At 39.1% G+C, this 16,695-nt stretch carries 24 protein-coding genes; 9 read left to right on the top strand and 15 right to left on the bottom strand.

Features of this window, described 5'->3' with window-relative positions; genetic code table 11:
- Positions 1–58: 58 nt before the first annotated feature.
- Positions 59–304 carry a hypothetical protein gene (locus ACM03V_RS26945; RefSeq protein WP_414623880.1) on the bottom strand — a complete coding sequence of 82 codons (246 nt, stop codon included), beginning with the start codon at positions 302–304 and terminating at the stop codon, positions 59–61.
- 49 nt (positions 305–353) lie between these two features.
- Entirely contained in the window at positions 354–764 is a 411-nt protein-coding gene (locus ACM03V_RS26940; RefSeq protein ID WP_414623879.1) for a hypothetical protein, read from the bottom strand.
- Between the two features lie 59 nt (positions 765–823).
- On the opposite strand from ACM03V_RS26940, the gene ACM03V_RS26935 reads away from it, so the two are divergent.
- The 5 genes from ACM03V_RS26935 to ACM03V_RS26915 all read left to right on the top strand — a co-directional run bounded on the left by ACM03V_RS26935 (position 824) and on the right by ACM03V_RS26915 (position 3,187).
- Positions 824–1,519, top strand: coding sequence for a hypothetical protein (locus tag ACM03V_RS26935; protein WP_414623878.1), 696 nt, complete (start codon positions 824–826; stop codon positions 1,517–1,519).
- Between the two features lie 63 nt (positions 1,520–1,582).
- Positions 1,583–1,780: a hypothetical protein gene (locus ACM03V_RS26930; protein WP_414623877.1), complete on the top strand. Its 198-nt coding sequence runs from the start codon at positions 1,583–1,585 to the stop codon at positions 1,778–1,780.
- Positions 1,781–1,869: 89 nt separating this feature from the next.
- Complete coding sequence (locus tag ACM03V_RS26925) at positions 1,870–2,577, top strand: hypothetical protein (RefSeq protein WP_414623876.1); 708 nt, start codon at positions 1,870–1,872, stop codon at positions 2,575–2,577.
- A gap of 4 nt (positions 2,578–2,581) precedes the next feature.
- Positions 2,582–2,719 (top strand): hypothetical protein, encoded by a 138-nt coding sequence (locus ACM03V_RS26920; RefSeq protein WP_414623875.1) that lies wholly within the window; start codon positions 2,582–2,584, stop codon positions 2,717–2,719.
- A 39-nt stretch (positions 2,720–2,758) separates the two neighbouring features.
- Positions 2,759–3,187: a hypothetical protein gene (locus tag ACM03V_RS26915; protein WP_414623874.1), complete on the top strand. Its 429-nt coding sequence runs from the start codon at positions 2,759–2,761 to the stop codon at positions 3,185–3,187.
- Between the two features lie 145 nt (positions 3,188–3,332).
- On the opposite strand, the gene ACM03V_RS26910 is transcribed toward ACM03V_RS26915, so the two are convergent.
- The 9 genes from ACM03V_RS26910 to ACM03V_RS26870 all read right to left on the bottom strand — a co-directional run bounded on the left by ACM03V_RS26910 (position 3,333) and on the right by ACM03V_RS26870 (position 9,077).
- A complete protein-coding gene (locus tag ACM03V_RS26910; protein ID WP_414623882.1) occupies positions 3,333–3,989 on the bottom strand; it encodes a hypothetical protein in 657 nt (218 codons plus the stop codon).
- A gap of 103 nt (positions 3,990–4,092) precedes the next feature.
- Positions 4,093–4,521 (bottom strand): hypothetical protein, encoded by a 429-nt coding sequence (locus ACM03V_RS26905; protein ID WP_414623873.1) that lies wholly within the window; start codon positions 4,519–4,521, stop codon positions 4,093–4,095.
- A gap of 4 nt (positions 4,522–4,525) precedes the next feature.
- Positions 4,526–5,935, bottom strand: coding sequence for a hypothetical protein (locus ACM03V_RS26900; protein WP_414623872.1), 1,410 nt, complete (start codon positions 5,933–5,935; stop codon positions 4,526–4,528).
- Entirely contained in the window at positions 5,932–6,510 is a 579-nt protein-coding gene (locus tag ACM03V_RS26895; protein ID WP_414623871.1) for a hypothetical protein, read from the bottom strand. Before ACM03V_RS26895 ends, ACM03V_RS26900 begins: the two co-directional genes overlap by 4 nt.
- A gap of 58 nt (positions 6,511–6,568) precedes the next feature.
- Positions 6,569–7,225 (bottom strand): hypothetical protein, encoded by a 657-nt coding sequence (locus ACM03V_RS26890; protein ID WP_414623870.1) that lies wholly within the window; start codon positions 7,223–7,225, stop codon positions 6,569–6,571.
- A gap of 79 nt (positions 7,226–7,304) precedes the next feature.
- A complete protein-coding gene (locus ACM03V_RS26885; protein WP_414623869.1) occupies positions 7,305–7,517 on the bottom strand; it encodes a hypothetical protein in 213 nt (70 codons plus the stop codon).
- A 168-nt stretch (positions 7,518–7,685) separates the two neighbouring features.
- On the bottom strand, positions 7,686–8,315 hold the full coding sequence (locus ACM03V_RS26880) for a hypothetical protein (RefSeq protein ID WP_414623868.1): 630 nt from the start codon (positions 8,313–8,315) through the stop codon (positions 7,686–7,688).
- 2 nt (positions 8,316–8,317) lie between these two features.
- Positions 8,318–8,776 carry a hypothetical protein gene (locus tag ACM03V_RS26875; protein WP_414623867.1) on the bottom strand — a complete coding sequence of 153 codons (459 nt, stop codon included), beginning with the start codon at positions 8,774–8,776 and terminating at the stop codon, positions 8,318–8,320.
- Between the two features lie 40 nt (positions 8,777–8,816).
- A complete protein-coding gene (locus tag ACM03V_RS26870) occupies positions 8,817–9,077 on the bottom strand; it encodes a hypothetical protein (RefSeq protein WP_414623866.1) in 261 nt (86 codons plus the stop codon).
- A 217-nt stretch (positions 9,078–9,294) separates the two neighbouring features.
- Between ACM03V_RS26870 and ACM03V_RS26865 the strand changes: the two genes are divergently transcribed.
- From ACM03V_RS26865 to ACM03V_RS26855, 3 genes are all read left to right on the top strand, one after another.
- The gene (locus ACM03V_RS26865; RefSeq protein ID WP_414623865.1) at positions 9,295–9,624 is read left to right on the top strand and encodes a hypothetical protein; all 330 of its coding nucleotides are present in this window, start codon (positions 9,295–9,297) and stop codon (positions 9,622–9,624) included.
- Positions 9,625–10,499: 875 nt separating this feature from the next.
- Entirely contained in the window at positions 10,500–11,009 is a 510-nt protein-coding gene (locus ACM03V_RS26860; RefSeq protein WP_414623864.1) for a hypothetical protein, read from the top strand.
- A gap of 62 nt (positions 11,010–11,071) precedes the next feature.
- The gene (locus tag ACM03V_RS26855; protein ID WP_414623863.1) at positions 11,072–12,181 is read left to right on the top strand and encodes a TIR domain-containing protein; all 1,110 of its coding nucleotides are present in this window, start codon (positions 11,072–11,074) and stop codon (positions 12,179–12,181) included.
- Positions 12,182–12,328: 147 nt separating this feature from the next.
- Here the strand turns inward: ACM03V_RS26855 and ACM03V_RS26850 are convergent, their stop codons facing one another.
- Together ACM03V_RS26850 and ACM03V_RS26845 are read right to left on the bottom strand one after the other, a co-directional pair.
- On the bottom strand, positions 12,329–13,327 hold the full coding sequence (locus ACM03V_RS26850) for a tyrosine-type recombinase/integrase (RefSeq protein ID WP_414623862.1): 999 nt from the start codon (positions 13,325–13,327) through the stop codon (positions 12,329–12,331).
- 117 nt (positions 13,328–13,444) lie between these two features.
- Positions 13,445–14,062 (bottom strand): hypothetical protein, encoded by a 618-nt coding sequence (locus ACM03V_RS26845; RefSeq protein ID WP_414623861.1) that lies wholly within the window; start codon positions 14,060–14,062, stop codon positions 13,445–13,447.
- A gap of 775 nt (positions 14,063–14,837) precedes the next feature.
- Here ACM03V_RS26845 and ACM03V_RS26840 point away from each other — a divergent pair.
- The gene (locus tag ACM03V_RS26840) at positions 14,838–15,086 is read left to right on the top strand and encodes a hypothetical protein (protein ID WP_414623860.1); all 249 of its coding nucleotides are present in this window, start codon (positions 14,838–14,840) and stop codon (positions 15,084–15,086) included.
- Between the two features lie 53 nt (positions 15,087–15,139).
- On the opposite strand, the gene ACM03V_RS26835 is transcribed toward ACM03V_RS26840, so the two are convergent.
- Both ACM03V_RS26835 and ACM03V_RS26830 read right to left on the bottom strand, forming a co-directional pair.
- Positions 15,140–15,979, bottom strand: a complete 840-nt coding sequence (locus ACM03V_RS26835) for a GAF domain-containing protein (RefSeq protein WP_414623859.1) — start codon at positions 15,977–15,979, stop codon at positions 15,140–15,142.
- Between the two features lie 442 nt (positions 15,980–16,421).
- Positions 16,422–16,667, bottom strand: a complete 246-nt coding sequence (locus ACM03V_RS26830) for a hypothetical protein (protein ID WP_414623858.1) — start codon at positions 16,665–16,667, stop codon at positions 16,422–16,424.
- Positions 16,668–16,695: the final 28 nt, after the last annotated feature.

Genomic DNA, 16,695 nt, shown 5'->3' with positions numbered 1-16,695 from the left:
TAGTCTTAGGTCAAGTTGGACGTAACGTTGGCGCTGGAATGACTGGTGGGTTGGGGTATTATTGATCGGTAGAATGTTCTTCTAAATATTCTTTTAGTGCTTTTGAAACCGCTTCTCGAACAAAAACAGAAATCCAACCTCTAGGCTTATCTGCGGCAATTTCTCGAATTTTTTCATCGTCTTCTCTTAATAAGTTTGCTTGCACTGGCTTTCTAGCATAAATATCCTCATACTGATTATTGCCTTCTGGATTGGTAACGGTTCCCTTGGGCGCTCCCCTCTTTTTATACTCAGCTTTACTCATAATTATTATCCTTATATATGTGGTATATATTGTATAAGGATTATCTTATTTAGGCAAGATTATTAATCGCTTCATACATTGCCTCCCGTGCTTTCGCCGACCATCCTTTATGCTGCTTAATTTCCTCTAAGAAATTTTTGCTCACCCGCACCGCTATCTGCGCGGACGCACCAGACTTGTTTAAATCTCCACTAGGACCGCGTTTTTTAGGTGTGGGTTTTCTTAGATTAAACTTCCCCGTTTCAATATCATCCTCAAGAATTAATCTGACTATTTCGGCGTAATTGGGGAGCGATCGCAGTTTTTCGCGAAACTCAGCCGACACTTTAATCTTGAGAAATTCGGTTAATGGCTCGGTTCTGCCAAACGGATTATATACCTCAGTTCTGCCAGTTCCTTTACAATTGCTGGTATCAAATTTAATCTCTAAAGTTTCTTTAATTCTCTCCTGTAAAGACATTGACCATGTTACCCAAATAGGCTATTATACAAATAACACGATTATAAAGCATCCGACCAATGTCTTTAACTAAATCTTTTGCTGGCTTCGCGCATACAAGAGAGAATTATCAATACTCCGATTTCCACCAAAGTTTATTACACGAAAACCCAGCAGAAAATTATGCACTCAAGCATATCTATTCTGTAGAAAATTGCAGACATCTCCTGAGTAATTGGGGATGGAATGCCTCGGATATCAAGATAGGAACAAACCATATAACCATTGACGTGCGGGAAAAAACGGTTTACCTGCACATTCCCAACACGATTATTAAGAGAAACAAATCCGTAAAAATTCGGGGAATAAGCAGATACGTCAAGAAAGCTGATTTTGTAGAAACTTTGATAAACCGTGCATGGAGTAAAGCCGACCCTTACAAGCTTGAACCGGGCGACGACTGGAGCGAATTGATAGCGCAGGGCAACACCGGGGACTTTTATGAATTGAACCTTACTTCTATTAGCGTAACCTGTACCTGCCATGCATTCAGCGGACTGGTTAAGGCATTTAAACAGGATGCGATCGCGGCAACTTGTCTTATTAATCATGAAAAGTGCAGGGGACAGATACCAGATAAACACTGCTTTGGTGTTTGGAAGTATTTAGGAGCAGAAAACCAGCGTCAGTATGAAGATCGGTTTATTGCACGTCGCGACAAATTCTTAGAGGAAAAACTTCGTAGTTGGGATATAAATCTTTTTCCCAAGTACTAAAGTTTCGTGTCCTGGGGATGACATTAAAAGCCCCGTTCACCTTTTCACTTAAAGCATCCGACCATGAACAACTTTGATTACCAAGAAATACTTGAGTTACGTAACATTTGCGATCGCTTACTTGACCGGGCGGGGAAGCCAGACGAAGTACCGCTTCAAGCACTGCTACGCAATCGTGTATGTCTTTTAGCGATTAAGTTCGGAATTATCAATCAATTCTTCCAGACTTACCGCAACCTTAAAAAAGGCGATTTCAATTAAATAATTTGAGGGGGTAGCATCCGACCAAGAACACGACCCCCTCACCCCGCAGGGCTTAACAATCTTATCAAATAATTGTAAATACCATCATGAGTAATTTAGTTCCCCATCAACCCGCCGCAATTGAGAAAGTACGAGAAAGTAACGGCGATGTGAGTAAGCTTACAGCAGTTGAAAGAAAGATTGTTTATTTAGAAATGTGTCGAGCTTATGGTTTAGATCCGTTATCGTTTCCGTTAGATTATATCGAAAACAAAGGTAAGTTAAAAATTTATCTAAATTCAATCGGTGCTGCACAGTTGCGCGATCGCTTTGGTATATCAACCCGTATCAAGTCCCGCGAACTCTTAGAAGATATGTGGGTGGTAACGGTGGAAGCTCAACGCGGGGAAAGAACGGAGGAAGCAACGGGTGCGGCGAGTATTTTAGATAAGTATGGCAAGACTTCCCCAGACCAAAAAACTAACGCACTCAAAAAAGCAGAAACTCAGGCTAAACGACGCGCAACGCTTTCTATATGCGGTTTTGGCTGGGATGATGAGGAATCGGGTAAGGTCTTGAAAGCCGAGTTTCACGACCCGCCGCAAGATGTTCTTGTACGACAACCGCAATTAACTCCAGACAATAACTATGTTTGGAGAACTTGGAAGAACCCAACAGATGCGATCGCCTGGGCTAAATTACAGCTTCCCCATTTAACTGAAGACCAACTGTTAATCGAATTTAATAACCTTAAACCCGTAAACGGTAAGAAAGCCCCAGTATGGTTTGAAAGGGTACATCAGTTAAAGAATTAGCAATATGTTATTAAGCCGCACTTCTTGTTTACCGTCTGGTGCGGTTTTTTGGCTTAATTACAAGTGCGATGCCTACGAGCAGGCTAACTCCGTAGGGGTCGCTACGCGCACCTGCGCTGATGCAGACGCTCATCGCTGGTAAATTAAGATTATGAATATTTAGAAATAATGGTAGTAGAGCATGAATAGCTGTTACTTGAAATTTATTGAGAAAGATTTGTTTTTTATCAACATTAAGCCTATTGAAAGCAGTACTGAGATTGTAGAGAAAGTCACGTATAACATTGACTGTATGCCCTTCGGGAAAGGTCATACTTTGAAAATCTATGGCAATTTTAGTTCTTCTATAGCATTTGCGATCGCTAACTGCGTACTTCCTCTATTCATCACTTTAGCCGTGTACGATCCAGAACTAGAAGCTTACTTAGTTGTAGTTTCACATAATCCGGATTTACGAATTGGTAGGATAATTGCACGGGAAAACTGGTATGCAATAAACTTAAATAATGAAGATAGCAAGGTTCCAAAATTTAAGTCAGAAAGTGAAGCAAAAGAATTTGTCAATTCACAAGATAATGAAAATTCCGATTACAAGATAGTTTTTGCTTGATTTTTAATAATGCGTTTAAGTCGCCACCGTTAGGAAATTAGTTTGGTAGAAGAACTGTTATACATATTCGTAATTAATAGTGCATGGTTTTTTTGCGATCGCTATAGAAAGAATAAATAAAACCCAAAAAGCGATCGCGTTTAATTTACTTTGTAAAATCCGGACAAGATTCACTATCAGAACCATGTGGATGGATAGCGCAAACAAGTAAGCTACCGTTATAAACTTGACCGTGGTAATTGGAACAACCTTCACAAGCTACTGGTACGCAATCTTCATCTTCGTAATCTTCCTCTACATCATCATCAACTAATTGACTACCGCAGTTTGGACAATTGTCGGTTTCTCTTCCGTTGTCATCAACCAAACAGGTTACGGGTTGAGATTCTACAATCGGGTCATCGCGTAAACTCGAATACGATACCAAAGCTGAGAAATAAGGATAGCTACAGTCACAGACAATGATTTCACCTTCAGCATTTTGGTCATAATGCGCGTCTCTATAATCAGGATGAATTTTCCAATCTTGCTGTTTAGAAATCTTTCCAGGCTTTCCGTTATCTATTACTTGATAAAGCTTCCCTTGATGAAATATTCTTAACCCAAATGAAGAGTAATCGTGAGCTAAATTTTCTAAGTCTCTTTTGTTACGTGCTGTATGATAATCAAAACTCCTATGCACGCAACGTAAATATTTTTCTCTGGGATAAGTTTTAATTACTAAGTATTCTCCTTCTTGATAGGGGTTATGTTTTTCGGCTACAGATTGATTTAGAAAATTGAAATCGGATGGTGTGTCCATAGTTTTATTTGATAAAGGTTTACCCCTTCATTTTTAGCCAAGCTTTATTACTACTGCATAAAAAAGGTGGATTTTGGAAAGTTGTACTTGATGCTCGCATCTTTTATCTTGATTCCCAATCGGGGCAAGTATCTGTGTCAACTCCATGCGGATGAATTGCACAAATTAAATCAACGCTGTTATAGTTAACTCCGTGGAAATATTTGCACTCTTTACAAGGTTTGATTTTCTTAAAATATGCAATTTCATCGTCGGTAAATACTGGTTCGTCTGCCAACCTTTCACCAACAGTTCTAGCAACGCCCACCGCCAACCCTGTCGCAAACAACCCCGCACCTGTTGAAATACCGCCGTATAGCATCATATGCCGTAAAGTAGAACGTTGATCATCAAGGACTTTACCCAAATGAATCGTACCCACTCCTAAAAGCCCAGATACATATGCACTAGCACCAACGATAACTGCAATTGTCCCACTAAAGCCGCAGGACATAGTAAAAATTTCAACGATATCTAACTTTGTTATTTTCATAGATTCAATCCTTAATTAGTTGATAAATTTCCGCATCCCTGAACCACTCCGGTAACGTCACGGGCAGTTCGTCAATTTCATTTCCTTCCCCATCCACCCACCCACTCAACACGCCTTTAAACAACGGCTGCTGCAACGCATTTGCTTTGAGTTTGAGTCGCAGCGTACCTTCCTTGATGGCTTCCGACATCCCCGCAACTCCCCCCAATCCCGCATTGGTGAGACTGTGAGTAATACAGATAGTATTGTCATTAGCTTTCCTCGGAGCTGAGATAATCTTAGGCATCAGTTCCGGTGCAAGGTCGGGTAGCTTTACCCCCATCGTTGTCAACTCGTCCCAGATGGAAATTATTGGACTATCTTTAAGAGTGCGATCGCTCCACCGTTCAAAAGCATCCGTTATCCCCTGGGCATACTCATCCCAATTTTCATGAGCGCCGTATACTTCCGGTTCCATTGGTATCAAGTAACGCCAAGATTCATCCTGGTTTTGATGGGCGTGGGGGTCACAAATGCTGACAATCTGAGCATCTTGGAAATAAGCCTTCAGTAAAGCCAAGCAAGCCGCAGTATATGATTTATACGCTCCTTGTTTACCATAAATTACAATCGGCATTCGACCGATGACCATATCGTGCAGCCAGCCGCCCTCATATTCTTTGAGCGTTTGTAATAATTCGGCTTTTTTTTCGGTATCCTGTGCGATCGAGCCTTGGGCTTGATCCATCTTGTTGCGTATTTCGTGAGATTCCTTGTCTGCTTTGTGTTTATCTCTTTGGTTTTCAGAGGTCAGTTTATCTTCGGTTGATTGAGCGGTAGCAAATTGTTTTAAAGCTAATTCATGGGTTTTATCTTGGATTTCTGTTTGACGGCGTAACTTATCTTGAATTGCTTCAACGGAGATAAATCCAGATTTAACTCGCTGTTTATCCCACCCGGTTTTGACTGCTTGAGTTTTAAAATCACGTTCTTCTCTACAGTTAACACCATAAAGTTTGATAGTACTTTTAAATCCTTCTAATTCTAGATGAGCGTTGTTTTCGTTATCCTCACACTTTTTGGCATAGCTCAAATAAGCAATTCCCATAGCTATAGGACTTACCAAGTACCAGATACGATCTGATTTGACGCTCGGTATATTTCTAATCACAAAGCTTGATTCTGGGAGGGGTTGCGACGCTTCAAACTGCTTGCTATCCCATACTTCTTTTAATAATTTATGTTCGTAGGCACAATATTTTTTATCTAATTCTCGTTGAGCTAAAGTCGCATTAGTTCGATTCATATTCGCAGTTTGGGGACAAAATTTAACGCCTATCAAATCAAAAGGTCTTTTAGTTTGCGGTAAATAAAAAGCACTGCATAAAGCAACAAACGCGCATATTCCCGTTAACCCAGTATTATTAATTTTCATCTCCTACGCGAATCAATCACAACGTACAGTCCAGCGATCGCAATTAAACCAGATGCCATCGCAATCTTGTTTTGCTGATCGGAGGGTAGTCTGTTAAAGTCTTCTACAGTTTTACTCAGTCGGTCGTAGGTATCTTCTGAATTGTTGACAACGTGGAGAAAGTCACCCACAGCCGACCAAATCACAAAAGCCGTTACCAGTGTGGAAAATCCAAATTTAACTAGTTTACCCATACCCTCAATCTCGTTTTGACCTTCTTTCCTATCGAATCTAAAACTATCCAAACAATCGCGATTGACAATATTGTTGATTAAAAAACTAGCTGCGATCGCAAGACTAATTCCTTGAGTACCGCTAGTTAAAATTAGCCATCTTGATAGCGAATATGAAGTTATACCCCACAGAGCAGTTTCTAAACCTTTGAGGACGCTTCGATTTTTGTTTAATTTCTTATTTAGATTGTCCTTATAGTTGTGAATCGCTTCTTGTTCGTCAGGAGTAAATTTGGTGTCTTCAACCGTTGGATAATTAGATGTTGTTTCAGTGTCTTCTACTTCTAAAAATTCTTGTAACATAGCAGCGTTTTCCCGAAATGGTAACAGAAGCCTCCAGTGATTATCTGGAGGCATTTAATTAACTAAAAATTCTTCTAATTTCGTTCCAAAAACGCACTACTGGATTGGTAGAAAATTGTTTTCTTGGAATTAAGCTCAAATCGCTGTCCGAACCATTTTCTAGCAAATGCTTTATCTTTTTATTTTCATAATCATCATCGGCTTTCATCTGCGCTAAAAACGGCTTATTAGAAATTGATTCTAAATTGGCTTTAGCGTTAACTGTAGCCATTTGAGTATCTACCCAAGCCTGTAATTCAATAACATCCATCGCATCGTCATGACGCTGATACTCGGATTCTAATTGAGCAAATAACTTAGTATTATATTCCTCCATCAAATTGCTGTAACGAGTATTTTCTAAGGTGACATCGCTTCCGGCTTTATCAATTGCGATCGCACCCTTGGCACCGGACTTATAAATGTCAGCAAGTGTTGTGTTGTACTCGGTAGTGCCTTCGATATAAGCTTTGAGGTTTTCCCGAATCAAAGGCATTGATAAAGCTAAACGTTCGCCGAGTTTTCCCTTATCGCCAATCTCTTTGAGGGCTTTTTCATCTCCGTTTACGGCACGGAGAATTAAGCGGTTGCTGATACCAAACTTTTTATCTGTAACTTTTTTGATTGATTTACCGTAAGTTGAAACGTGGTCGCGTACATACTTAGCTTTTTTCATCTTTTTAGATCCTTTAAGAGAGTAAGTGTTACTCAAAAATGTCAAACTTTTAATTATCAGATGGGTGAAGACTGAGGTTTTAAAAAGGAATATCAAACTCTGGCTCTGGCTTGTCTTCTAAAGCACAAGTTAATTCACATCCATAACCAAAATAAATTTTTCCTAGCGTTAAAGGGTCAATTCCTATAGGTTCTGCATCAAACCATTCCCGCATAAACATATGTTGGCGGTATGGTTTAGGAATGGGTATATTACCCACCATAGTCCAATGCGTTTCTATTGATTTGTACATAGAGATGTTTTTTTTCAATCTTTACACTTCAAGTAACAAATGTTTCCTGATTCAATTAATCGCTGTCTTTGTTGACGGGGTGTTAATGGCTTAAAACTAGTTAGTAATTGCATTATCAGAGGTAGCAAAAACAATCCAGTTACTAGCAGGTATAAACCAGATATAACTTTATTTGAATGCGATCGCAATTGATTTTGATAGTTCTTTGAATCTTGCTGAGTCGGAACGAAAAAAGTTATTAATTTCTTGCAATCCTTCTTTTAATCGTTGGTCGTTATCGTTAAATTTGGTTGCAGCATAATCAATGGTTTCTGAGACAAAATCATTAATCTCCTGCTTTTGGGAATTAGTTTTAGTATCGATAAAGCTGCGAATTGCACTTTTAATTTCTGCAATAAAATCGCTACGGGTTTCTATTTGATTGTTTAAGGTTTGAGATACTTCTACAATTTCTGATTCGGTTAGCGTCACCTCAAGCTGAGATGCAACTGAAGCTACTAATTCGCGCTGCCCTGCTACTGTAAGCGTTGTTTCTTCTGGTATGGCTTCGCCATGCTCGCTATCGGATGATTGTGCTTCATCTTCTACCGCCAAGTTTCTAGATGCATCATGTACGACTTCGCTGGTGTTAGATAATTCAATTAAACTAATAACTTCTTCCACAATTGATTGCTTATTTTGATTAACCTCCCCATCGGGGCATACTGTTAAAATCGCCGCTCTGATTTGTTCTGCTGTTGGTTTGTACCCAGCTTGCTTGACAGCTTTGCGGATATTTTCGATATGACTGCGTTTCATGATTAATTACTCCTTGATGTATGTAACTTCTGAGTTAATTGCTTTTGGGCATATATACAAGCAGCAGCAAATACTTGCACCAATTCTTCTGCCCTATAGCTTCTATTGCGATCGAAGTATTTCCCCTCCGAGCGCGGTACCGTTTGAAACCATCTGGTAATAGTGGTGCGATGCGCTTTGTAATTGGAAAGTTTTTGCAGTTCCCGATAAACTAAATCTCCTTTGATGGTTACTCGTTTTTTACTTAACTCTTGAGCCTGCTGGTAACAGTAAATAACTTGCCTCAAAGAAAGTTTTGTATATTCATTCCTCCTTTTTAAGTCAGCTATCAATTGCAAATTCTCACGATTTATTTCTAGTCCGCTTTCGCGAATCACGCGCTTGATGCGATACCAAGTTCTGTCACTAACCGTACTTTCGTAGTGGATTTCAAAGTAAACTTTTGCGCTTGTGTTGTTCATATTTATTAGTAATTACTGACAACCAACTGCACTGCCGTTACTACGCACGCTCTACCCCTGCACTGCAACGCAACCAACGCAGCACCAATATTTCTGGTTTTGAGAGAATTTTGCCAACTCTGCAACGGTGCATAGAAGTGACAGTAACAACAGCCCAAATCAAGGTATAAAAAGCTGGTTGCAGTAACAACAACCGTGCAAACCTTTTATACGTAAGCCTGGATTGATTTACTGCCACAGAAGGTAGCGATGCACGCTCGTTTATTTCGGTATGAATATCTGGCTTTTTGGTTCTTGTCATGGATTTGGGTAAGGTGTGATAGCGAAGCGCTGCTGCAAGCAGATCGCCCTACGTCGCCAAATAAAAAAGGCGATCGCCGAGCAGTACTTTTGCATTCTACCAACTGCGGGCGTATTTGTACCATATTTGGGTCATAATTGGGATAAACTATTTTTGTAATCCTTTTTTGTGCCAATTCCGGGGCAAATCTGGAACAATAGAAGCGTTTAGGAGCAATATGAATACAGTAGATTCAAACCCCAGAAAGGATGAAATGCCCAGAAAGGATGAAAGATTAGCCATTCCAGCGCTTGGCGAATATTACAACGATATTTTGACCGTGGACGCTTGGGTAAATGGTCGTACCAAGGTAGTTCAGGCACAATCCCTGCTATGTGCCAAGCTCCAGGAGCGGGACAAGTTGATCAAAGAGCGGGTGGAATATTTGGCTAAGAAGCGGGGTATTACCTTTGATGAAATGTGGGAGCAAATTATTAATGGTACTGCTCAAAAAATCATTCCAGGTGAAGGTGAAGGGTTAGAGTATAAACCGGGGGATGAAGGTTAGTTTTTAGAGGAAGGCGATCGCTATATATGGAGTGATAATTCTTAAAAATATTACTAGAAAGTTGCTGCTAGCTTTCCGGAATCACTCAGCTAGGCGTGGTAGTTATCATTAGAAAAACCGATTATATATAACTTCTATAATTAGCCACGGGGGACTTACCCCAACTTTAAAGCCCGGTCAGTTGCGATCGGGCTTTTGGCATATAAAAGTAGTTGTATAATTTCTGCGTAATATATTTTACCTTTGTGCAGTTCGTTATGACTACAACCGTCCATACAGAGCAAGGAAAATACATTGAATGCCCAAGAAACTCTGAAACCCAGATATATCAATAAAGTAAGCAAAACTATGTCAAAATCTCCTGGGATATAGGTTTGAGACTATTTCATCGATATTTTTTGTCTAAGTCCCATTAACCGTGGAGCGATAACAGTCTCCTACAAAACTACAGGTAAGCACACCAGCCAAAGGTACACCCCGCACACGATTGTGTCTCCCCTTGCCCCTTAAACACTCGCTCTGCCTAAGTTGTGCAATGCAGCGTGGCAATTGTCAAGTTTGATCACGCATATTTTTGATAATATTTATCTGGAATCGTATCTTGTACATTTGTAGAATTGCTTGGATACTGTTTCAAAGCAGCCTATATCTTTAAAAATCATGCACACTAGTATCGTAGACGACACAAAAAGAGATTTCACGCAGTCTGTGCTATTCGTGGGATAAAGATGAGTTAGGTGGTAACAGAGCTGATTGAGCAGTGGTTGAAAGTTAACGAAGCTCCCTTTGTTAGTGAGTCGAAAGGGTAAGAAACTGTCAAGAATTAAAGTTTGTTAGCTACGTTTGAAGTAAATACTATAACTTAGGATAAATTTATGCCTAACATAGATCCAGTAAAATTTAAGAAAGTGTCTTTTAGCTTGCCCTTTAGTATCGGTTCTGTTGAATGGGAGGCAGATCCAACGGAGCGCAGAGCTGCTTGGTCGTTGTATGTTGAACTTGTTACCCGTATTGCTGTTCAGCCATTGGAAATTGATACTGGACTTTTACGAGAGGCTTTAACATCTTTATACAATTTATTTGGGATCACGCGACAAGTTTTAAAAGAAGCAGGACCAGATGTGGGTGCATCTCGTGAGTCAGTTGGGGGAATTGCGATCGCAGTTCTAAATAATGGTTTGCGTCCCTTCCTTGCTAAATGGCATCCACTGTTACAAACTTGGGAAGCCCAGCGTCCACCTCACATGAGTCCAAAAGAGCATGAGCGCAATTGGTCTGAAGAGCCGAAGTTACGAAGTGAGTTAGAAGCCCTGCGATCTGATTTGGAACAGTACGCGAATGCATTGGCTGTAATTGTTGGTGTAAGTTCAGAAAATAATAAATAGGTGGTATTTGTCAGTATCCATGCCCAAAATTAATGGTTTTGCACACGTATGGAGAGATTTTTATGAAACACGATATCTTTCTTAGTTACGCATCTCAAGATAGTAAAAACTACGTTGATATACTACATGAAAAACTACAACGTCAAAAATATAAAGTGTGGTATGACCAAACTCAAATTAATTGGGGGGATAAATTAGAAGAAAAAATCAGAGAAGGTCTTAAGCAATCACAATATGCAATTGTTGTACTTACTCATAAGTACTTAAAATTTAGCAGATGGACTGCCTTAGAGTTTAATCACATAATAGAAAATAACAAAGGTAGAATATTTCTTATTTTACATAATATAACAATAAACGATATTGAAAGGGAGTATCCTCATATACATCCAGTAATTGGAGAGATACGTGTAATTATCTCTAGTGATCATGGCAATGATTATATCCTTGATCAAGTAAAAAAAATTATCCGAAAAACTATTATTGGTGAAAGAGAAGAATTCACTGATTTAGTCAACTTCCTAGCTGCAGAAAATTGGACAGCAGCCGACAAAGAAACCTATAACCTAATTAACAAAAAACATGGACTCTTGCATTTTCCCTCAGAAGATTTAAAGCTACTAAACCGTTTGTGGATCTTATTTAGTGAGCAACGCTATGGCTTCAGCATTCAGAAGGAAATTTACCAAAGAAAAAACCAAAGTAAAAAAGATTCAAAGCCCTGGAAAAACTTTGCTAATAGCGTAGGGTGGTATTTAAATCCTTACAAAAATTTTGCTAATAGCGTAGGGTGGAGAAAAGTAAAAGGAAAGTGGACTATCGAACCTAATCATAATGCAGCTACTTGTAAAGGGCACTTCCCAGCGAAGGTTTATTTTATCAACTTGGGGAAGAAGGGACCTCAACTTTATAAGTCTTCCGAAGGGAAGACTTTGGTTTTGGCAACGAGATTATTTCTGATATTTGTTATTGCGATTGGTACTAGTTTGTCAGTTATAATACTAGCCAGTTTGTTCTGGATACTAGCATCTATAGTTTTTTCTGTCGTATTTGCGTTGTGGTTTTCTAATTTTATGTTTAGGGTTTGCTATAATGTAGACGTGTGGGATTGGCTAAAAGACGGGTTTAAATCCTATCAATTGGGCAAATTCTTTTCCACCATTGACTTGTAAACTGTAACATCTAAAGCGTTTCCGAATTTTATAAAGATTTATTACAGCACTCCTTTCCACGATAGAATCAGCATTCCACTCATCTGATACCAGGCACTAGTGGCTGATAGCAGTTCGCCTTGACATCGCAAATCTCAAGTTTTCTAATTACACCAAATCTGCCAATATATCGGTCATCGCTTTCTGCAACTTTTGCCGGTTATCATCATATTTCATCACCGTATCTGGTTTGGCATGACGGCTAAATCGTTGCGTGGCGCGGTAATTCCCATTATTCTTATCCAACACCGTAGTAATAGAACTGTGCCGAATCCGGTGCGGTGACATTTGTTTGGTAATCCCAGCTTGCTTGCATAACCCAGAAACTAACCTACGAATTGCTTCCCCGCTCAAACGCTGACCGTTACCGTTATATGCAATCACCGTAAACAGCGGCTGCTTTAATTTATTCGATTTTTTACTAGCAATTACCCAGTCTGCGATCGCTTCCACAGTTTTCCGACTCAAATCAATTACTGTTTTTTGCGTCCCCTTCCCTTTGCCTAATATAGATAAGGTACTTGCTTGGGCGTTAAAATCCCGCACGTCCAAATTACAGATTTCACTACGCCGCAAGGCATTATCCCACAGCAGCCGTAAAATAGCGTAGTCGCGTTTACCTTTGATTGTAGTTCTATCCACCAACGCCAACACTTTACTAAAATCAGCAGGTGGTATACCTGTAGTATCGCGGTAAGATTCAATATGCTCGCCTTTAACATCTTCTAAAGTATAGTTACAAGCTCCCAACTTCCGCCCCATAGCAGTCAGTGACTTGATTGCACTCAACCGCCGATTTACCGTTGCTTCAGCAAGTCTTTTATAGTTAACCAAATACGATTTATATTTTAATACCACCGCCACCGCGTGTCGCTGCTCTAAGTGCAAAAATTCTAATACTAATTCTTGGTCGGGTAATCGTCCCGATATAAATAAGAAAAAATCTTTTAAATCTTTTTCATAAGCCCGCTTGGTATTAGGACTGCGCGTATCGGCGAGCAACTGTTCGATAACTTGGGGGTCTTGGTCAATACAAAAATCATCCCCAATCGTTAAAGTATACGCGGTTTCTAAGATATTTATATTACTCGATGGGTGTGTACTCATATTAAGTCTTCTAGAGGGGGCGGTTCTGGGTTATGGAGAATAGTTTGATAATGGCGCTTTCTGCACTATCTATTTTACCCATACAATGCGAGCTGATTATTAACAATTGCGCGTCAGTTATTTTACTGGGTGGTAAAGTTTATCTTTTTCGCTGAATCGCCATATATATTTGCTTCTATCCCGTTCTTTACTCCATTCTTCAAACTCTTTCTTATCAAGGGTTTGATGTTTTTCTTGCAGCGTGGGAATATTGACGTTAAGTCGCAGCGCCAACTTCTGCTCGTCCAGCGCTTCTATTTGAGGTGGTCGTCCGCTTTGATTGTAGGGATTACCCGAATTTTTGTACCGTCGCTGATTATTTGATGCGCTTCCGTTACGAGAAATAGCGGTTAATGCTCCTTCTAATTTTGCGATCGCGTGACTGAGTGTTTCTAATTTTTCTTCAACTTTGGTTATTCTTTCTTCTGTTCGAGAATCGGCAGCGGGGTTTTCCGTTTGGGTTGCGCTACCTCTGCCGTTGACGCTGCGAGCTAAGTGATGTAAATCTTCTTCGATTTTCTGGAAGCGAATTTCTGTACTCACTTCTACACCCGGCACGCTACCTAAAATTTGGTGCAGTCCTTGAATTACTAAATCGGTTGCGGTGGTGTTGCGTTGCTTTGCAGCATCTCGAAGTGCATCAGCTAGGGATTTGGGGAGTTTGAAGTTAATTGATTCCCGTTCAACTCGCGTCATTTCTACACCCGGATATATACGATTCTGTAAATAGAATACAGTTTTTAGATGACGCGAAGAACAAGGAACGTGATTTTTCTTTAAGCAAAAATATTTGCGGCAAGCAGCGTAAGTCCTGCTATAAGTTGAGTAACCCACCCCGACGGGACTTTGAGGCGTTAATGCTTGCGGCTACTGCATTCAATGCCTCTTCAAACTGTGTAAGTTTATTGGATAATTCTTCGAGCTTTGATTTAACGCTCGTTAACCTAGTTTCGGGAGAGATGAGGGGTGCGACAGTAGTAAAAATTTATGTGAACAAAATGTCGAATCGACAATAACTTTAATATTTAGGATTTTGAGACGTTAAAATCATTACATTGGAAAGTAAAAGCAACGTTCTTCTATAGTACAATTATACTGCTTGCTAATTAATAGCATTTTTAAGTTTGTTTAATAAAATTTTATTAATACTAAAATTCCGAAAATTACTCTTAAAAAATTGGAGATACAATAGTGCAAAAATTCTAGTTGAATAAATAAATTATGAAGAGAAAACTTAATCAAAGTTATTAAATAAATATTTGGGATGCAATGTAAGTATTAAAGTTTTAGACTTTATTTTCCTTCCTATATTGCTGTGTTACTTTATAAAATGATATAGTGACAAAATTGTAATTTGCTTACAGTATTTAACTCGTAGTGCAAGCAAATATTTTGTGTTGTTTATGATATAAAGTATCCGTTTAATAGAAAAATAAATATCAATTATTGTGATTATTAGAGTGGTAAAAAAATGTGGTCTTTAAATTACGGTAGCAATACCTACGATTTAACAGCAGAGGAACGTCAGGTGCGTTTGAAGAAAGCTTCAAGAGAATATATGCACGGTAAAATAACACGCTTTGAGTTTCAAAAAGCCGAGCGCCAATATGGTACAGATTATAGTTCGGTAACGCTAGGATTGGCGAGAAAGCAAGGATTGTTGGTGCGGTTAAATAAGATTTGGGAGTTGATTTCACTCAAGAGTAAACAGTCAAATTAAATTTAATCTTCGACACGAAATGCGTATGAAGTTTGAAATTCCGCCGTTCTATACTAAGGTGGTATGTGATTTTTATGGGCAATCAACATTGCTGCTGAAAGGCGATGTGCGATCGCAATCAAAATTTCTCGGACTGACATAGAGTCGAAAGCTGTTACAGAACTGCTATAGAGGCACAGAACGCCTAAGCTATCGTTGCGATCGCCAATTATGGGTACGGTAATTAGCGACATATATGTGTATCGGCGGCGGTCGTTTTTTTCTAGAAATATATATTCGGGGTGATCGGCGTAAAATTTGCCGTTCTTCCTTGATATATGTACAATTTGGCTTTTTTGGTCTAAGAAGGTAAATCCGGCAACGCCACGTTTTGTATTTACACCTTGACCAACATAAAAGCGGGCTTTGCTAGGTTTTTCGTTAGGTGATTCACACTGACAGTATGCAATTAGGTAATCGGGGTCGTTTGGGTCTAAACTGTAAATCGAAATACCACAACCATCGAGTGGTTGTAGAAATTCGAGCGTTTGGTATAGAAATTCATCAAAAAAACGCCTGAGTGCTTGGTCGGCATCAGACGCAGTATATAACTTGGGAAGTAGTAACAGTAGGGTTTCATCAAGCGAGTTTAACTTTGCAGATATTTCATGTGCCGTGCGATAATGCTGGATGATAACCGTGCAAGGCAAGATAATCGCTAATAGCAAAATCACTGCTAACCATAGAGGAATTGGAATAGGTCTATTAAACAAAGGTATCAACTTCACAAAAAAGTCATCGGCTCGATTGGCTACGATTCCTTCAAAAGCAAAAAATAGTAGAGTAGCTAAAAAACTTTTTCTTTTTATAACGATGTTGAACCAAGCTGGAGTTCTAGGTAAATGCGATGCCATAGCAGCCTGTCAGTATTGACAGTGCGAGTATGAAGTCGTCAATATATATCAATTATAGTAATAATGTTTCATTTATACAGGTATATAGATATTTAATTTGATTACTATTACTAAAATTTCTAACATTAAATTGAGAATTCATCAGTAATCATATGTCTTAAAAAACTTATCTAATAGTATTATTGCGGAGATAAGCTAACATCATTTAATTTCAAATACATCGATTTTGGTAGATTTAAGCGATAATACTAATTGTGTTAGCACCCGTTAGCATGAAATAATTCCAACTATTTTATACAAGATTGGAATATTGTTTCTTCTTTAATTGATACAGACGATTCGGAAAATTAAAATCAAGCAGTAACTTGTATTAATCGAGAAAAGCAATTGGGTGTAGCGTTGTTTTTCATTAAGCGATCGCTTAAAATTCAATACTTTTTTTCTAATTGTTACTTGTTGTGTAGGCTAATTCGTCGTCATCTTCATCGTCTTCGTATTCTTCCGAGTCGTCGTCTTCATTCAACCATGTAATTTTCAATACCGAAAGCGCCACTTTTAAACGCTCTTTATAAGCTGGGTTAAAATCGATATCTTTTGAATTTAATGCTACTTCGATAAAATTGGCAGATGCCTTTGCAGCTTGATATAGTGCGTCTAGAGCTTCATCAAAAGACTTTGAATCTGACATGGTGTTAAATGAACTAGCAACAACATCT

The sequence above is a fragment of the Calothrix sp. CCY 0018 genome (assembly GCF_963920925.1).
GTDB lineage: Bacteria > Cyanobacteriota > Cyanobacteriia > Cyanobacteriales > Nostocaceae > Rivularia.
This window is presented reverse-complemented; position numbering and strand designations above follow the sequence as displayed.

Coding starts and splice junctions, on each gene's coding strand:
- ACM03V_RS26945 (WP_414623880.1), bottom strand. CDS start 304: ATGAGTAAAGCTGAGTATAAAAAGAGGGGAGCGCCCAAGGGAACCGTT.
- ACM03V_RS26940 (WP_414623879.1), bottom strand. CDS start 764: ATGTCTTTACAGGAGAGAATTAAAGAAACTTTAGAGATTAAATTTGAT.
- ACM03V_RS26935 (WP_414623878.1), top strand. CDS start 824: ATGTCTTTAACTAAATCTTTTGCTGGCTTCGCGCATACAAGAGAGAAT.
- ACM03V_RS26930 (WP_414623877.1), top strand. CDS start 1,583: ATGAACAACTTTGATTACCAAGAAATACTTGAGTTACGTAACATTTGC.
- ACM03V_RS26925 (WP_414623876.1), top strand. CDS start 1,870: ATGAGTAATTTAGTTCCCCATCAACCCGCCGCAATTGAGAAAGTACGA.
- ACM03V_RS26920 (WP_414623875.1), top strand. CDS start 2,582: ATGTTATTAAGCCGCACTTCTTGTTTACCGTCTGGTGCGGTTTTTTGG.
- ACM03V_RS26915 (WP_414623874.1), top strand. CDS start 2,759: ATGAATAGCTGTTACTTGAAATTTATTGAGAAAGATTTGTTTTTTATC.
- ACM03V_RS26910 (WP_414623882.1), bottom strand. CDS start 3,989: ATGGACACACCATCCGATTTCAATTTTCTAAATCAATCTGTAGCCGAA.
- ACM03V_RS26905 (WP_414623873.1), bottom strand. CDS start 4,521: ATGAAAATAACAAAGTTAGATATCGTTGAAATTTTTACTATGTCCTGC.
- ACM03V_RS26900 (WP_414623872.1), bottom strand. CDS start 5,935: ATGAAAATTAATAATACTGGGTTAACGGGAATATGCGCGTTTGTTGCT.
- ACM03V_RS26895 (WP_414623871.1), bottom strand. CDS start 6,510: ATGTTACAAGAATTTTTAGAAGTAGAAGACACTGAAACAACATCTAAT.
- ACM03V_RS26890 (WP_414623870.1), bottom strand. CDS start 7,225: ATGAAAAAAGCTAAGTATGTACGCGACCACGTTTCAACTTACGGTAAA.
- ACM03V_RS26885 (WP_414623869.1), bottom strand. CDS start 7,517: ATGTACAAATCAATAGAAACGCATTGGACTATGGTGGGTAATATACCC.
- ACM03V_RS26880 (WP_414623868.1), bottom strand. CDS start 8,315: ATGAAACGCAGTCATATCGAAAATATCCGCAAAGCTGTCAAGCAAGCT.
- ACM03V_RS26875 (WP_414623867.1), bottom strand. CDS start 8,776: ATGAACAACACAAGCGCAAAAGTTTACTTTGAAATCCACTACGAAAGT.
- ACM03V_RS26870 (WP_414623866.1), bottom strand. CDS start 9,077: ATGACAAGAACCAAAAAGCCAGATATTCATACCGAAATAAACGAGCGT.
- ACM03V_RS26865 (WP_414623865.1), top strand. CDS start 9,295: ATGAATACAGTAGATTCAAACCCCAGAAAGGATGAAATGCCCAGAAAG.
- ACM03V_RS26860 (WP_414623864.1), top strand. CDS start 10,500: ATGCCTAACATAGATCCAGTAAAATTTAAGAAAGTGTCTTTTAGCTTG.
- ACM03V_RS26855 (WP_414623863.1), top strand. CDS start 11,072: ATGAAACACGATATCTTTCTTAGTTACGCATCTCAAGATAGTAAAAAC.
- ACM03V_RS26850 (WP_414623862.1), bottom strand. CDS start 13,327: ATGAGTACACACCCATCGAGTAATATAAATATCTTAGAAACCGCGTAT.
- ACM03V_RS26845 (WP_414623861.1), bottom strand. CDS start 14,062: ATGACGCGAGTTGAACGGGAATCAATTAACTTCAAACTCCCCAAATCC.
- ACM03V_RS26840 (WP_414623860.1), top strand. CDS start 14,838: ATGTGGTCTTTAAATTACGGTAGCAATACCTACGATTTAACAGCAGAG.
- ACM03V_RS26835 (WP_414623859.1), bottom strand. CDS start 15,979: ATGGCATCGCATTTACCTAGAACTCCAGCTTGGTTCAACATCGTTATA.
- ACM03V_RS26830 (WP_414623858.1), bottom strand. CDS start 16,667: ATGTCAGATTCAAAGTCTTTTGATGAAGCTCTAGACGCACTATATCAA.